We start from the raw sequence: 16,757 nt of genomic DNA on the forward strand, positions 1-16,757 counted from the left end.
AGGAGCATATCCTGCTAGCATGTAGAGAATTACCCGCTATGCTTAATTTATTATAAAAACAGTAAGGCTAAATTAGGTTATGCAAAATCGTCGTCAGTTTTCTCGTGTTTTATTTTCAACCGATGTACAAGTAATTTTTAATGATCACCAATACCCATGTAAATTACTTGATGTATCTTTACATGGTGCATTAATCACTAAGTGTGATGCTTTTATAAGCAATACTGATACTAATGCAATACTGCGTTTTATACCTCCTCAAAGCGAAATAGAAATAAATATGGAGGTTGTGGTGTGCCATATAGAAGCGGATCATATTGGTTTAAAGTGCCACCATATTGATATAGACAGCATTACTTATTTAAAGCGGTTAATAGAGTTAAACTTAGCTGATGACGAACTATTACATCGCGAACTCGCCATGTTGATTCACGACACGCAAGAATAGACTCATTAGGATTAGTTGATTACCATAGAACAAACTTTTTAACTTGTGCAAACATGACTTTAAATCCACATTTACCTTTGGTGTATCACCCTAACTACTCGTTTAATTTTGATCCAAAGCATCGTTTTGCAATGAGTAAGTTTGCACATTTATATCAGCATGTTGCAGAGCTTGGTTTAATCGGCAGTAACTTGGTAGAACCAATTCTCGGTACGCCAGAGCCGCTTGAGCTAATACACTGCGAAAACTATATACATGACTTGTGGAATAACCGCTTAGATGAAAAAGCAATGCGTCGCATTGGCCTACCTTGGTCAAAAGAGCTTATGGCACGTACCTTTACTGCACCTCAAGGCACGCTGCAAACAGCTCGTTTAGCACTTAAACATGGTATAGCGTGCCACTTAGCTGGTGGTACACACCATGCGCATACCGATTTTGGCTCAGGCTACTGCATGGTTAACGATTTAGCCTTTACTACGCAAACTTTAATTGAATCGGGTGAAGTAACTAACGTACTTATTTTTGATTTAGACGTGCACCAAGGTGATGGCACAGCCGCAATGTTAGAGCATCAAGCATACGCTTATACTTGTTCTATCCATTGTGAAAAAAACTTCCCCTTTAGAAAGTCCGCTAGCGATTTAGATATTGGTTTAGCCGACAACATGAAAGACGACGAATACCTTGCCATAGTTGACGAAACCTTGAGTTATTTACTTAAAGAGCTAAACCCAAGCTTGGTACTTTACGATGCAGGCGTTGATATTTGGCAAGGTGATGGCTTGGGTAAATTAGATATAAGCTGGGATGGCATAGTTAAGCGCGACCATTTAGTGCTAAAACGATGCCTTGAGCACAACACACCTGTTGCCACAGTAATAGGTGGTGGTTACGATAGAGATCACCTACGCCTCGCTAAACGCCACGCTATTGTTGTTGAACAAGCTGCTGGCTTTTAGTTTGAAAGAAAAATGTTAAATTATCGTTCTTGTTTAATATGTAAAATAAAAAAGAGCATATTATGAAACAGCTATTTATTACCATCACGCTAATTTTATTAAGCTTTACAGCTTACGCACAAGATACAAGCTCAGAAGCAACATATCCTAAATTGCCTACATTAAATTTACAAATGGCTGATGGGTCGCCGCTCAACACTCAAGATTTATTAGGTCAACCTTACGTTTTACACTTTTGGGCAACGTGGTGTCCGTACTGTAAAAAGCTGCAGCCAGCACTTCAAAAAATTGATGATATGGGCTTAAAAGTTATTGCCGTGAGCTTTAAAGAAGATGACGATGCTACCCCCGCTAAAGCACTTAGCGAAAGAGGTTATACTTTTAAAACAGCTGTAAAAGCCGATGCAATAGCACAGCAATTAGGTATACGAGGCACACCTACTACATTGTTTGTAAATAAAGAAGGCAATGTAATTTGGCTGACTAATACGTCAAATCCAGAAGATCCAAACCTTCATTTAAATGCACGAACATTGTTGCACTCCATCGACATGGCAACTGAGTAACTTATTGCGCTTTTAACTGATTAGGTGTTAAGCCTGTCCAGCGCTTAAAGGCGCGCCGAAAGTTAGGTATATCGTAAAAAGCTAAATGCTCAGCGACTTGTTCGTTATGTTTAGCGCACAGAGTAAGTAGGTAAATAGCTTTGTGCTTATTTTGCTCATCTATTAACGCTGAAAAGCGTACCCCATTGAGTTTGAGCCTGCGCTTAAATGTAGCTGAACTCATAGCAAAGTGCTTCGCGGTACACTCTAAATTAGCACTTGGGTGAGAGTATAAGTATCTGCAAACGGCTTCAATAAAAGTCATGCTAACTACGCTTTTATTATGTAGCTGCGACTGCGCTTGCATAAATCGTAATTCACTCGCATGCGGGTTTTTAGCCCTTAACATGGTTTTATTTAATACCCAGCGAGTACATGGCTTATCAAAACTTACCTTTAGCCCTAAATTTTGCTCGTATTCTTGAATATGCCGAGGGCGTTTAAAAGCAAAGTCGAACTGACAATGCGGGTAACTTTCGCTCACTCGTTTAAGTAAACTATAAAATGCAGTGCTGTATATCTCTAGCACATAGTGGTAAAGGCTTTCATCAAGCCCATGTGCTGGCTGAATGTAAATATAAACATTATCGTTTTTAATATACGTTTGGCTAAACAGCAAAGGCGCTAATTGCATTCTTAAAAGTGATAATTGCTTTAATACTTGAGCTAAATTATCGCTATATATCAATGCCTGAGCTTCGGCTCGAGTGTCGTTAATAAGTTGGCTACCGAGTAAAAAACTACTGTCAGTACTTTTCATCAACAACTTAAATTGAGCTAATAAACGCACCTGCTGAGACACACTAAATGTATGCTGAAAATTAAGTAAGTCTTGTTCAAAAATACCGGTACCGCGTAGCAACTTATGTAAATTTATGTTTCGGCTTTGAGCAAGCTCTACAGCTGACGTAATAAGCCCTTGAGCGCTTAAATATTTATCGTCTTGGCTAACAAACGTGTGCACGGTGCGCTACTTTTTGTTGATGCTTTTTTTGTTGTAATTGACTATGCAGTTGGCTTGTTAGTTTATCTGTACTGCTATGCTTATTACCTTGTATTAAGGCGGTAGTGACATATTGAAACTTTGCTTTTTTAGATGCTTCAACTTTAAATGCACAATGCTTTAGAGCTCCTTTAATTTGTGCCATTAGCTCTTTAGCTTGCTGCTCTGTAGTAGCTGGCATTAGTACCATAAAGCAATCTCCTGCGTAGCGGCACACTACATCACTTAGTCGGCAATTCATTAACAATAGCTCGCTAATTTCACGCAGTAACCGGTCGCCCTCACTAAAGCCAAACTCACTATTAAAATGCGAAAAATCACGAATATCAATCGCGCCAAGCCAGAGTGGTTGTTTGCTCGTAAGTTGCTCTTTAATTGCAGAATCTAGGTACTGCGCCTTATAAAGACCTGTAACTGAGCACACCTTATCGTGCTCACGTAAATGCGCTTCACGGCGGCGTAGCTGACGATTTAATACGTACTGCTCTTGATGCCAATAATACAAACCCACACTCGTTAACAACATGCCTAAAGGGGCTGGCAGAGATTCAATCCAACTGAGCCATTGATGGGCGGGATGCATTAGCCATTCATCAAGTAAATCTAGGGTTGCCGAGAACATAAATAGCCCAACACCTATCACTAAGTAAGTGGTTACTTTACTCGGTGGTCTTGAAATTAATAACGCGGCAATCCATACAAGGGTCATTAATACAATACCGCCCTCCCCCATAATATCGAGCCACTGAATACTGGCGTAAGTTTTTAATACACCTAAATAACTACTTAAAAACACAGCGCTAAAAAACATCGCAATAATAGCGTTTATTAATAATCGGTGGCTGATAAAGGGGTTAAATCGCATGTGCGGTATCTCGTTTATAAATGAGTTTTAAAGTTAGTTCATACAAGTTTTTGTTAGCAGGGTCATATTAGCTCAGCTATATGACAACGAGATGATACCTACTTTAAAAACAGCCCTGCACGGTACATAACACCTGACTTTACGAGGAGTGATAAAAGCTCAATACACTCTATATATTGCTCAAACACCTCTAAATACATGTATTTAACCTAAACACTGTCACATTTACGTAACCAAATATCTTTAGCTTGCTCGCCATACCAAGAAACAAACCAGCAATAACCAAGAGCAAATACAATGAAAGACTTTAAAATAAAAGCACTGGTAGCCGCATTAGCCTTATGTAATTTGACGGCTTATGCAGAAGATGATGCAAAAGAAACCGCAAAAAAAGATATCGAAGTTTCTGACAAAATTGTTGTATACGGTGAAATTGGCTACAGAAACCGCTCAGACGAACTCGCACCAACCTTGGAGTATTCACAAGAGTACTTTCAACGTTTTGAACCATTGACCGCAGGCGATGCATTAAAACGAGTACCCAGTGTTACATTTTTATCGGATGTGCTTGAATCGGATGGTGCACGTATGCGAGGGTTAAGCCCTGCTTATACAAAGGTGCTTATAAACGGTGAAGAAGTACCTGGCGCTGGTGCCGATCGTTCATTTTTTGTTGACCGAATTCCGGCTGAGTTAATTGAACGCGTTGAAATAATTCGCTCATCAAGTGCTAACCGCTCAGCCGATGCTATTGCGGGCACATTAAATATTGTATTGCGCGATGGTTACAGTTTAGATGGCGGTTACTTGCGTGCTGGTGGCTTGCTTTATGACGATGGTGAATTTAAAGAAAGCTTAGCTGCAGTGTACGGTACTGAATTGGCTGGTGGGCGCTTATTACTTGGTGCAAATTTACAAGGCAGATATAACCCAAAACAAAAAAATAGTTTGCGCTACGGCGATAGCCCTGAAAACAATATAAACTTTCAAACAGAAGAATTTGATAACCGCGAAGACCAATCTGACACTCGCGATGGCGACGACACGTCACTTAACTCCAGCTACGAAATTGTTTTTGACGACGATAGTCAGTTTAATATTAGCGCTATGTGGGTTGATACAGAGCGTACTGAGGATGAACGTTCATTTGAATACAACGACCCAACTGCAACCAATAACGATATTGTAAATGGCGGTAACTTAGAAACAGATAATGCGAATGTTAAATATATTGACCAAACTAATTACAACATCAATACCGCTTATGAATTTCCACTACTAAGTGGCACAAGTAAGTTTAAATTTGGCTTTGCTCGGTTTGAAGAGTCTGTTTATGAGGAAGAAGTCGAATTAGATACCTCAGAGCTGCCGATGGTATTTGAAGAAGAGCAAACTAAAAGTGAAATAGATGATAAAGAATGGACTCTACAGTGGCAACACAGCCAACCTTGGGGTGACAGCAAAGAAATTCAGTTTGGTGCATTTTTACAAAATAAAAAACGCGACAGTGAAATTTTAGAATCGCAAAACGAATTAGAACTTGCACTTACCAGTTGGGAGCAATACGCAGCAACACCTTTAACGCTTGCTACATTTAATAGCGAGTACGAAGCGGTTACTGGTGGTGTAAATACTTTAGAAGAAGATCGCTTTGACTTATTTGCCCTTGTTAAGCACAAAGATGATTTATTTGCTTGGGAGCTGGGCGTTCGCTGGGAGTCTACCGATTCTAAAATTAATGATAAAACAATTGGCGTGAGCGAAAATAATAGTTACGACTTTATCCTCCCCTCGGCACACTTTCGTTATAACGTTAGCGAAAATGGGCGTATAAGTGCATCGATTGCGCGTAGTTTACGCCGCCCTGAGTTTGATTTTTTAACGCCGGCACTTATCGAAAAAGAGCTTGGCGATAACGACCAACTAGGGAACCCTGAATTAAAACCAGAATCAGCTTGGGGTATGGACTTAGGCTACGAGTATCGCTTAGGAAAAAGTGGCGTTGTAGGTATTAATTTATTTTATCGCAAAGTAAATGACCTAATAGAAATAGCAAATACAGGACAAGAAGGCTCTGAGGGCGAAGGTACATTTGTACTGCAACCACGCAACACCGGCGATGGTAATGTTAAAGGAGTTGAGCTTGATTTATCTACTCCACTTGGCGCATTTAGCATGCCTAATACGGGTGTATTTTTAAACTACTCATGGCTTGATAGTGAAGTAACCGATTTTTTTGGAACTCGCAAATTTAACGACCAATCAGACTACGTTTATAACGTTGGGTTTATTCAAGACTTACCCGAACTCAAAGCTGCATTTGGCGCAACTTACCGCAAGCAAGGTGATGCCTATGGACGTATTGTAGGTGAAGAAATAACTACATCTTACAGTGCCGACTTTGAAGTGTTTATAGAGAAGCGTTGGGAAGATGTAACGCTACGCTTGGTGGGTTCAAACCTACTTGATGCAAGTAAAGACGAAACCTTTAATAAATTTGATACCGTTGAAGATCAATTTAGTAGAAGCTTTGATGAGTACGAAATTGAATCTGAAGAAGCCGGACCGGTTTATCAACTTATGCTGCGTTACGCGTTTTAAATAAGTTTATGAGGTAGTGCTAATCACTTTATTTAGCGCTGCCAAACATGAGAGAACTATAATGATAAAAAAAACATTACTGCTAATAACACTTGGCTTATGCAGTATACAAAGCGTATTGGCAAACGTAACGTACACCGATGTATTATACGAGCAACAAAAAATTGCCAACTTGACGGTGCTGCCTAAGAGCTTAAATTTTACGGTTATTGGTGATTGGGGTCATAACGGGCACTTTTATCAAAAAGACGTAGCACACCAGTTAGAAATAGCGATGTTTCAAACGGATGGTGATTTTACTATTTCAACGGGCGATAACTTTTATCCCAATGGGGTAGCAAGTGTTAACGACCCGCTTTGGCAAAGTGCCTATGAAGATATTTACCATGGTCCACATACATTCGAGCCTTGGTATGTAGTACTGGGTAATCATGATTATTTAGGTAATGCGCAAGCACAACTTGATTACAGTAAAAAAAGTCAGCGCTGGAATTTACCTGCACGCTATTACAGCAAAACCTTTACTTTAAAAGGTGGCGAGCAGATATTAATGGTGTTTTTAGACACTAATACTTTAAACCCTGAATACAAAACACGCGAAAAATACAAAGCAACTCAAGGGCAAAACAGCCAAGCGCAATTAACATGGTTAAATAGCCAACTCTCAAATAGCCAAGCTCGATGGAAAATAGTGGTTGGTCATCACCCACTTTATAGCAGTGGAAAACGTTATGGACTTACTGAAGGTTTACGTAATTTACTCGAGCCCATATTTGAGCAAAATGGTGTGCAAGCATACATAGCAGGACACGAACATGACCTGCAACATAACCAAATAGATGGCAGTAAACTCGACCACTTTGTATCTGGTGGTGGTAGCGAAGCGCGTTACGTAAAACAACGTGAATTTACGCGTTTTGCAGAAGCTACTCCAGGATTTTTGAGCTTTTCGATTAACAATGAAGCACTAAAAGCAACGGCTATTAACTATAAAGGCGAAGTGCGTTACAGCACTCAAAAGCGCTTTGACCAATAAAAGGTTACAACATGAAATTTAAATTAAAAACATCTCTTAGCTTAATTGTAAGTAGCTTAGTGCTTAGCACATTAAGTGCATGTAGCAATAGTAACGTGGCTACAAATACGGCAGTAAAAAACACACCTGATAAAGTAGTCATTAATAGTACTAAATTTGGTCCAACAGATAACATGCAAGGCTCACAAGCGGCATGGTTAAATAATAACAATTGGTTGCTAGCAAGCGAAAGCAAAGGCTTAGTGTTAGTTGAAAGTGAAACGCAACAAAGCCGCATTATAAAAAAAGGTAACTTTGAAGCGCTTGCTGTCACTAAGCTAACAGCACACTCATTTTTGGTTGCAACTATTGATAACAATCAAGATAACGTTGTTATATTTAAGCTTGAGCACACTCAAAGTGGCTGGAATACAATTGAACTAACCCGCATTAACCCACCACAAGCACAACCCGATACGGTGTGTTTATTTGCTAATAAAGCGAGTGAATCAATATCGGCATTTGTACCTGATGTACGCGGGCTAATTACCGAAACTATTATTTTTGATACAGCGAATAATAAAGCGGTTAACGTAAATGTACGTGAATTTTCTGGCGTTAGTGAGGCGTCGGGTTGTGCTGTAAGTACAACAACAAATACCTTATATGTAAGTGAAAGCGAAGTAGGCATTTGGGCAATAAACGCGAACGCTGAATCGCAAGCAGATAAAAAACCGATTGCTTTAGTCGCCCCCTTTGGAAAGTTACACAGTGAACTAGGAGCTATTTCAGCTTCGCAAGATGGTATTATCTGGTTTACTAGTACCAAAAACAATACTGTGTATGCTTATGATCCAATTAGTAAAATGCTTAATAACTGGATGTTAAATGGTGACTTGAGCTTGGAATCGGTAGCGGTAAATTACACAAGTAACAACGCGGCAACGGCAGTGCTGTATAACGACGAAACAGGCGCTTATATTAAAAGTACATTACCTGTAACACCTATCAAAAAACCATTAAAAACCAACACTCAATCAATCACTCAAATAAAGGCAAGTGCACAAACGGCCCCCGTTCAAGCATTTGGTGATGCAGCAGACGATCCGGCAATTTGGGTTAACCCTAAAGATGCAGCAAACAGCTTAATTTTAGGCACCGATAAACGCCGTGGACTAATGGTATACAGCCTAAATGGCAAGCTTGAACAGTCACTTGAAGTTGGTCGTTTAAATAACGTAGACCTGCGACAAAATAGCACGATTAAAAACAGTACCAATACATTAATAACTGCTAGTAACCGAACGCTTAACGGTATTAGTCTATTTACAGTACAAGCTAATAATAGTGTGAAGTACATTGCTGATATTCCTACCAATCTTGATGAAATTTATGGCTTATGTATGTACTCGTCAAATACGGGGAACTATGTATTTGTAAATGATAAATCGGGGCTGTATCAGCAATATAAAATCAGTGAGGATAACGAAAAAATAACAGGCAAACTTGTTCGCGAGTTTAACCTACCAAGCCAACCAGAAGGCTGTAGTGCAGATGATGAACTGGGACAATTATTTGTAGGCGAAGAAGATGCCGGTATTTGGTTTATAGGTGCAGAGCCAACGGCAGGCAGTACACCGGTTATGCTGCAAGGTATAAATGAGCAACTTGTTGATGATGTTGAAGGTATGGAAATTTACCACAGCGACAAAACACGTTATTTAGTTGTTTCGAGCCAAGGTGATAACAGCTACGTACTGTATAAAATAAATAATGATACTGCGGGCATTAAAACACCTAGCTTAGAGTTTACGGGTAAGTTTAATGTAATAAGTGATTTGGTTAATGGTATTGATGGCTCATCAGAAACCGACGGGTTAACAGTAACATCTAAGTCCCTACCGGGTTATCCTGAAGGTATTTTAGTTGTACAAGATGGTTATAATCGTATGCCACAGCAACCTCAAAACTTTAAAATAATAGATTGGCGAGAAGTAAAAAAAGCAATTAAATAGTGCTTATTTTAATGTCGCTTTAAGATTACCTGAAATTGTATAAAAGGCTCATTTGAGCCTTTTATACAATGCTTGGCATTTAAGTATTAAGTGTAATTAACTCAATGTAATATATATTTTATACTACAATTTAAGCTCATAAATTAATTGAGATTATAATGCGCCTACTACTTACTTTATTACTAGTTACTTTAAGTGGCTTTGCCGCAGCTGAAGAAGAAAAAGCAGAACTTCCACCGGTAGACCCCGCTTACAATGCTGAGCATCCTATGGCTTTGGTTAATCAAGGCTCATCTATAATTGCGATTAACTTACCTAGTTATAATTCTCCAGATGATGTGCAAGTTGTTTATAAAATAGGAAACCCCGATGTCGCACTCTTAAACTTTGTTAGAAATGCTGAACTAATCACGGTTAAGCCACAAGCGTTTAATATTCAACATTTAATGCGTGGTGAAGAAATTACGATTATTGCCGACATTTACGAGGGTGATTATCAACAAGGTGGTAGTTTAATTTACTCAAAAAAAGAGCTTGAACTGAGTAAGCAACTGTATGCCAGAGATCTAAAAGATTTAAGTGAATCATCGCAATGGCAAGACTACGACATGATTAATCTGGGCGGGAGTGAGCGTATTTATATTCATAAAATTCAACAAGCGCCGAGCTATAACCATCTTATTTTTGTTGATTTAGTTAATGCATGTATGCAAAAGCTTCGTACCTCAAAACGTGTCCCAGCTGAAAATGAGCTTACCTATAAGTTTATTAACTGCGGCACCCTTAAACCACTTTATTACAATGCTGATGATTTTAAAAAATAAAATAGCGATTATACGAATGCTAAATCATTTCAATATTCAGGCATAAAAAAAGGCTCTTTCGAGCCTTTGGATTAACTTTGGAATAGTTAAAAATTTTTAAATTAGGTAAGCGTTAATAGCTGTGGAGCAACGCTATGGTAGTCAACAGCCATAGCAATGCTTAACGCTGTAATATTAATGATTGAAAATGCGAACACTTTACGTGCCCAGCTACTCATATCAATATTACGACGATAACCACGCAATGCCATTAGCAACCACCAAAAGCTGGTAATACACGCCACAGCCATAAAAGCAGCTCCTGTGTAGCCAGTAATTGGCAGTAACATCACAACTAGGGCATATACAGCAATGTAAAGTACGATATGGCGTTTTGCTTTGTCGATACCTTGCGCTACTGGTAATACAGGAATACCTGCAGCTTGATAATCTTTAAAGCGAAAAATAGCAATAGCGTAAGAGTGCGGCATTTGCCACAAGCTAAACATGACTAGCAGTATTAATGCGCCCATATCGAACTGCCCTGTTACGGCGCAGTAACCTACTACTGGCGGTACAGCGCCAGAAAGGCTGCCTACAAAAGTGCCATATACTGAGTTGCGTTTCATGTAGAGGGTATAAACCCCTACATAAATTACGTAGCCAAAGGCTGCAAAAAATACCGCGGCTTGAGTGGTGTAGGCGATAAGTAAACCAAAGCCCACAACACCCAATAAAATACCGTGACTAAGTGCAGCAAAGGCCGACATTTCGCCCGTTACTGTAACCCGCGTACGAGTACGCGCCATGGCCACATCTATGTCTCTATCTATAACATTATTGATAGCGCAACCTGATGCAACCACTAGCGACAAACCAATTAATGTGGCAATCATTAACCATGGGTCTATATCACCGCGCGAAGCAAGTAAAAACCCGCCCGCTACGCTGATCAAATTGCCCATAATAATACCCGGCTTTGTCACTGATAAATAACGACGAAACATCTTCAACTCCTAGTACATCATCATTGCGTTAGATTCATAAATGATCCAAACAGATAACCCAACAACCATTACGATGATCAGAGCACTGAATAGGAATGTGAAAGTACTTGCACGGCCATCTTCGGTGGTAAAATTAAGGTGTAAAAAGTATTTTAAATGCACCCAAATTTGTACGATTGCTAAAGTAACAATGCTCCAAAGCGTTGTTGCTTTTGAAAAGTCACCTTCCATTACCATGTAAAACGGTATAGCAGTTAAAATTACCGATAGCACAAAGCCAATTAAGTAAGTTTTAACACTGCCATGAGATTCATCATGATGATCACTTTGCGTTTGCTTTAACGCATGCGTTTCGCTGTGGCTCATTACATTGCTCCCATTAAATAAACAACGGTAAATACACAAATCCAAACAATGTCTAAGAAGTGCCAAAATAGGCTTAAGCAGCTTAAACGCGTTACGGTTGCTTTACCTAAGCCGCGTTTAGCAACTTCAATCATCATTATGGTCATCCAAATTAGACCCGCAGTTACATGTAAACCATGTAGGCCAACTAATGAGAAAAATGATGTCAAAAAAGCACTTTGTTGTGGGCCATTGCCATGCACAATTAGGTGATGAAATTCGTATACTTCCATACCAATAAACACAGCACCTAAACAAAACGTAACAAATAACCAAGTCAGTGTTAGTGCCTTTTTTTGCCCTTGAGCGGCAATCATGGCAAAACCAAAGGTAATACTACTAATAAGTAGTGCAGCAGTTTCTACTGCTACAAAGTCGAGCTCAAAAATATCTTTACCCGATACACCGCCGGCAGTGTTCATAAACAGCACTGCGTAGGTGGCAAAAAACGAGGCAAATAATAGGCAATCGGTCATTAGGTATAACCAAAAGCCAAATATCGTGTCACCCGAAGTATCGTGATGATCATGCGCGTGGGCATGATCATCATGTGATACAGAGTCTAAATTTGCTGATTCTAAATTTGCAGAAAGTGTACTCACGCTTTTAGCTCCTTAATGCCACTTGAATTATATGCAGCTTCAGTGCGTGCAATTTCATCAGGTTGTATATAGTAATCTACATCGCTGGTGTAACAACGTTTGATAAAAATGGCAATTCCGCCTACTAGCCCAACAACAGCTAACCACCAAATATGCCAAATCATTGCAAAACAAAATACTGTTAAGCTTGCTGCCATTAACACGCCAGCTGATGTGTTTTTAGGCATATGAATAGGGCTGTAGTTTGCCTTATCTTGATATGCTTGACCTTTTTCTTTCATATCGGTCCATGCATCAATATCATCAATATGTGGAATTGTTGCAAAGTTATAAATTTGCGGAGGTGAACTTGTAGCCCACTCAAGTGTGTGGCCGTTCCACGGATCGCCTGTTGTATCGTCAAGCGCTTCACGGTCTCTAAAGCTCACATATAATTGAATTACCTGGCTGATAATACCAAACATAATAATTACAGCACCGCCTGCGGCAATGTATAACCATATGTTCCAATCTGGGTTGTTAGTGTGGTTTAAGCGACGTGTCATACCTAAGAAACCAAGTACGTACAGCGGCATAAATGCTACGAAGAAACCAATAATCCAACACCAAAATGATGCTTTGCCCCATTTTTCATTAAGTTTAAAGCCCATTGCTTTAGGGAACCAAAATACAAAACCGGCCAGGTAACCAAACACAGCACCACCAATAATTGTGTTATGAAAATGTGCAATTAAGAATAAGCTGTTATGCAGTACATAATCGGCGCCAGGAATAGCAAGTAATACACCGGTCATACCGCCTACGGTAAAGGTAACCATAAAGCCAAGTGTCCAAAGTACCGGTACGCTAATACGTAAACGACCTCGGTAAATGGTAAATAACCAGTTAAATAACTTAACCCCAGTTGGTACGGCAATAACCATGGTCATTACCCCAAAAAACGCATTAACGTTAGCACTCGAGCCCATCGTAAAGAAGTGATGTAGCCAAACAATAAAGCCTAAAATTGAGATTGCACCGCTGGCGTAAACCATCGACTTGTAACCAAATAAACGTTTACCGGCAAAGGTCGAAATAATTTCAGAAAAAATACCAAACGCTGGTAATACTAATATGTATACCTCAGGATGACCCCATGCCCAAAACAGGTTGATGTACATCATGGCGTTACCGCCCAATTCATTGGTAAAGAAGTGGAAGTCGAGATAACGGTCAAGCGTTAGCATTGCAAGTACAGCAGTTAAAATTGGGAATGATGCTGCAATTAATATGTTTGCCCATGTACATGCCCATGTGAAAATTGGCATTTTCATTAGGGTCATACCTGGTGCACGCATTTTAAACACAGTCGCTAAAAAGTTTACGGCTGTTAGAAGTGTACCGAGCCCGGATATTTGCAAGGCCCAAATATAATAATCAACCCCCACCCCAGGGCTAAAGGTCAGCTCCGAAAGCGGCGGATATGCCACCCAACCTGTTTTTGCAAACTCACCAAACACAAGTGATAAGTTAATTAAAATTGCACCACTGGCTGTAAACCAAAAACTTAAATTATTTAAAAATGGGAAAGCAACATCGCGAGCACCAATTTGAAGTGGTAATACAATGTTCATTAGACCAATCATAAATGGCATTGCCATAAATATGATCATGATTACGCCGTGGGCAGTAAATATTTGGTCGTAGTGTTCTGGTGGTAAATAACCTGGCGCACCACTGGTAGCAAGTGCCAACTGCGCACGCATCATTATTGCATCTGAAAAACCACGAAACAGCATTATTAGTGCTAAAAGAATATACATTACGCCTAAGCGTTTGTGATCAACAGACGTGATCCAGTCGCGCCAAAGCACGCCCCATTTTTTATACTTTGTAATAAGCCCGGCAATAATAAGCCCAGCTATCGCAATAACCGACATCGTGAACACAAGAATTGGCTCATGAAACGGAATTGCGTCGAGTGAAAGATTACCTAATAACGACATTATTATTCCTCGCCTTGGCTGTGAGATGAAGGCATTGAGTGCTCACTCATTTCATGATGCTTTTTACTCATTTGCCCATGTTCGCCCATTGCATGGTGTTTTTTGTTCATATCGCCATGCGCCTGCATATACTTCATAACAATGGTATGAAATAAGCCGTCATCAACTTTTCCGTAATAGGCTACAGGGTTATTTTCACTTGCTTTTGCAAGCTCAACATAATTTGCATGAGTCAGGTTGTTAGCGCTTGAATTCGCTTTCACATCACTCACCCACTTATCAAAACCAGCTTGGGTAGGTGTAGCAATGGCATTAAATTTCATGCCAGTAAAACCTGCGCCGCTGTAATTTGCAGAAAAGCCTTTAAACGTACCTGGCTCATTTGCAATTAAGTGAAGCTTGGTTTCCATCCCAGCCATTGAGTATATTTGACTACCCAATTGCGGAATAAAAAAGGAGTTCATTGTGCTCTCTGAAGTGATTTTATATTCAACAGGTACATTTGCTGGGAACACTAATTCATTAACCGTAGCAATACCTTGCTCAGGATATATAAACAGCCACTTCCAGTTTAATGAAACCACTTCAACAGTAAGATGCTTACCTTTACCTTCAATTGGTTTGTAAGGGTCTAGCTCTTGGGTAGACTGCCAGGTAATAACACCTAAAATGATTACAATAACAATAGGAACAGCCCAAACAACGGCTTCAATTTTATTTGAATGAGCCCATTTTGGAGCATAAATTTCTTGGTTTTGAGTGTCTCTATATTTCCAAGCGAAATACAAAGTCATCACAATAACGGGAACGACTACAAGCAACATAAGCACGGTTGCGATGATGATTAAATTTTTCTCATCAATGCCTATCTGCCCTTTTGGATCGAGTATCCCGCCTTTACAGCCTGACAACGCCAGCACTGTACTAGCTAAAGCAATATTACAAAGGTTACGAATTAACAAGGGAGTATCCTACAAACCTAGAGTTTCAATTTGCTGCTTAAAATAAAAACCAAAGCAACGATTTTTCAATAAAAACCCAAGTTAACTAGAATTAAATTATAAAAATAAGGGGGCTATTCAAAACCTAAAGCTCATGCCATTAATGACCTAGCAACAAACCCAGCTTTCTAAACGCATTTATATAACGTAATAAAAGTTAACTTGGGTGAGTGGTGGTTGGCTGAAATGTGTTTAAAAAACACGGAGCTACTTTGTTTTAGCTAACCTTAATTATTTACAGCAAGAACAAATAATTAAAACCAGCAACAAGATGCAGCGTTACAGGCAACCTGTAAAGCTAGGTGGAGCACGACAACCGTGTGAAGAGATCACAGGCTGAAGAACTTTAGCCTCGCTAAAAGCAAAGGCTGCTTTACGGAGGATTATGCCAGCACGACGCGCTGGACAAATATGGAACAATAACCAACAAAGGCCAATAAGTAACTGACTTGATATGATCGGATGAGCTAAAAATTGCGCAAGATTAAGTAACAGTGGCTCTACAATAAACCCATCACTTAATAGCGCTTCAAGCTTGAAGGCATCCTCTAATGCACCGCTTAGCAACATTACAGTATTAAACACTAATAAAGTTATAGCTACACACACGCCCTTGCCTGCTTTATTCAAGCGCTCACACGTCTGCGGCTCGCCAGAGGCAAGTTCCGTAGCTGTATGATGCAAAGAAAGTGTGTTCAAAGACATTAACCTACTAAAATGACTATAACAAAATTAGAGTAATACAGTTCGCAATGGAAAAATTTAAAAAACATTGCTGTTGTAAGCCCTAAAACCAGGTGCTAAATACAATCAAATCCAGCTAGCACATATTTATCTAGCGAAAATTGATCCGTATCAACCAAACTTTCAAAACTTACTGAAAGTTCGAACTTGAGTATAACAAAGAGAATTTTCTGTTCAACTAAAAATCAATTAATTTGAGTTAAGCTTTCGAAGCTATTTTGTTAATAAAAAATAACACGATAAAAAACATTCGGTTAGTTCAAATAAAAAACGATTTAAAGAGAAATATTTAATAGGATTATAGGTTTTTAGGAGGGAGTAATAATTGTGTCGCACAAATAAAAACAGCCCAAATTCAGTCACCACCGAACTTGAGCCGCCTTTTACACTGACAACATCTTCACACACAATATAAAGATTTTTGGTTTACACTGCATGGCAATTGTAGGGAATAAAAACAACTCAAACTCGTTCTTTATGGAAGTGAATCCACCGAATTTGAGTTGCCTTTCACACTGACAACATCTTCACACACAATATAAAGATTCTTGGTTTACATTACGTGGCAATTGAAAGTAAATAAAAACAACCCAAATTCAGTCACCACCGAACTTGAGTTGCCTTTCACACTGACAACATCTTCACACACAATATAAAGATTCTTGGTTTACACTGCGTGGCAATTGTAGGGAATAA

The 16,757-nt window shown here is 39.4% G+C and carries 15 protein-coding genes; 7 read left to right on the plus strand and 8 right to left on the minus strand.

All coding sequences use genetic code 11. The annotated features are described in order from the left end of the window. The first annotated feature begins 79 nt into the window (after positions 1 to 79). The 3 genes from H4J63_RS08300 (at position 80) to H4J63_RS08310 (ending at position 1,976) form a co-directional block, all read left to right on the plus strand. A complete protein-coding gene (locus H4J63_RS08300) occupies positions 80 to 448 on the plus strand; it encodes a PilZ domain-containing protein (RefSeq protein WP_182195937.1) in 369 nt (122 codons plus the stop codon). Between the two features lie 53 nt (positions 449 to 501). Next, positions 502 to 1,410, plus strand: coding sequence for a histone deacetylase (locus H4J63_RS08305; protein WP_182195940.1), 909 nt, complete (start codon positions 502 to 504; stop codon positions 1,408 to 1,410). 62 nt (positions 1,411 to 1,472) lie between these two features. Beyond that, the gene (locus H4J63_RS08310; RefSeq protein ID WP_138489503.1) at positions 1,473 to 1,976 is read left to right on the plus strand and encodes a TlpA disulfide reductase family protein; all 504 of its coding nucleotides are present in this window, start codon (positions 1,473 to 1,475) and stop codon (positions 1,974 to 1,976) included. A gap of 1 nt (position 1,977) precedes the next feature. Here the strand turns inward: H4J63_RS08310 and H4J63_RS08315 are convergent, their stop codons facing one another. Next, complete coding sequence (locus H4J63_RS08315) at positions 1,978 to 2,979, minus strand: AraC family transcriptional regulator (RefSeq protein ID WP_182195942.1); 1,002 nt, start codon at positions 2,977 to 2,979, stop codon at positions 1,978 to 1,980. Next, on the minus strand, positions 2,963 to 3,883 hold the full coding sequence (locus H4J63_RS08320) for a GGDEF domain-containing protein (protein WP_024605135.1): 921 nt from the start codon (positions 3,881 to 3,883) through the stop codon (positions 2,963 to 2,965). Before H4J63_RS08320 ends, H4J63_RS08315 begins: the two co-directional genes overlap by 17 nt. A gap of 297 nt (positions 3,884 to 4,180) precedes the next feature. Here H4J63_RS08320 and H4J63_RS08325 point away from each other — a divergent pair, with 297 nt between their 5' ends. From H4J63_RS08325 to H4J63_RS08340, 4 genes are all read left to right on the plus strand, one after another. Continuing rightward, on the plus strand, positions 4,181 to 6,484 hold the full coding sequence (locus H4J63_RS08325) for a TonB-dependent siderophore receptor (RefSeq protein ID WP_182195945.1): 2,304 nt from the start codon (positions 4,181 to 4,183) through the stop codon (positions 6,482 to 6,484). Positions 6,485 to 6,545: 61 nt separating this feature from the next. Then, positions 6,546 to 7,520: a metallophosphoesterase gene (locus H4J63_RS08330; RefSeq protein WP_182195948.1), complete on the plus strand. Its 975-nt coding sequence runs from the start codon at positions 6,546 to 6,548 to the stop codon at positions 7,518 to 7,520. A gap of 11 nt (positions 7,521 to 7,531) precedes the next feature. Then, on the plus strand, positions 7,532 to 9,514 hold the full coding sequence (locus tag H4J63_RS08335) for a phytase (protein WP_182195950.1): 1,983 nt from the start codon (positions 7,532 to 7,534) through the stop codon (positions 9,512 to 9,514). A gap of 158 nt (positions 9,515 to 9,672) precedes the next feature. Further along, positions 9,673 to 10,338, plus strand: coding sequence for a hypothetical protein (locus H4J63_RS08340; RefSeq protein ID WP_182195953.1), 666 nt, complete (start codon positions 9,673 to 9,675; stop codon positions 10,336 to 10,338). 101 nt (positions 10,339 to 10,439) lie between these two features. On the opposite strand, the gene cyoE is transcribed toward H4J63_RS08340, so the two are convergent. The 6 genes from cyoE to H4J63_RS08370 form a co-directional block, all read right to left on the minus strand. Beyond that, complete coding sequence (gene cyoE, locus H4J63_RS08345) at positions 10,440 to 11,324, minus strand: heme o synthase (RefSeq protein ID WP_182195955.1); 885 nt, start codon at positions 11,322 to 11,324, stop codon at positions 10,440 to 10,442. 9 nt (positions 11,325 to 11,333) lie between these two features. Next, entirely contained in the window at positions 11,334 to 11,690 is a 357-nt protein-coding gene (gene cyoD, locus H4J63_RS08350) for a cytochrome o ubiquinol oxidase subunit IV (RefSeq protein ID WP_024603769.1), read from the minus strand. Continuing rightward, a complete protein-coding gene (cyoC, locus tag H4J63_RS08355) occupies positions 11,690 to 12,331 on the minus strand; it encodes a cytochrome o ubiquinol oxidase subunit III (protein ID WP_149615280.1) in 642 nt (213 codons plus the stop codon). The genes cyoD and cyoC overlap by 1 nt, the downstream gene beginning before the upstream one ends. Beyond that, positions 12,328 to 14,316: a cytochrome o ubiquinol oxidase subunit I gene (gene cyoB, locus H4J63_RS08360; RefSeq protein ID WP_149594194.1), complete on the minus strand. Its 1,989-nt coding sequence runs from the start codon at positions 14,314 to 14,316 to the stop codon at positions 12,328 to 12,330. Before cyoB ends, cyoC begins: the two co-directional genes overlap by 4 nt. A 2-nt stretch (positions 14,317 to 14,318) precedes the next feature. After that, positions 14,319 to 15,278, minus strand: a complete 960-nt coding sequence (gene cyoA / locus H4J63_RS08365; protein ID WP_024603771.1) for a ubiquinol oxidase subunit II — start codon at positions 15,276 to 15,278, stop codon at positions 14,319 to 14,321. Positions 15,279 to 15,596: 318 nt separating this feature from the next. Then, positions 15,597 to 16,016 carry a hypothetical protein gene (locus H4J63_RS08370; RefSeq protein ID WP_002958097.1) on the minus strand — a complete coding sequence of 140 codons (420 nt, stop codon included), beginning with the start codon at positions 16,014 to 16,016 and terminating at the stop codon, positions 15,597 to 15,599. Positions 16,017 to 16,757 lie beyond the last annotated feature (741 nt).

It is taken from the genome of Pseudoalteromonas sp. 5Ae-yellow (genome assembly GCF_014077565.1).
Taxonomy (GTDB): domain Bacteria; phylum Pseudomonadota; class Gammaproteobacteria; order Enterobacterales; family Alteromonadaceae; genus Pseudoalteromonas.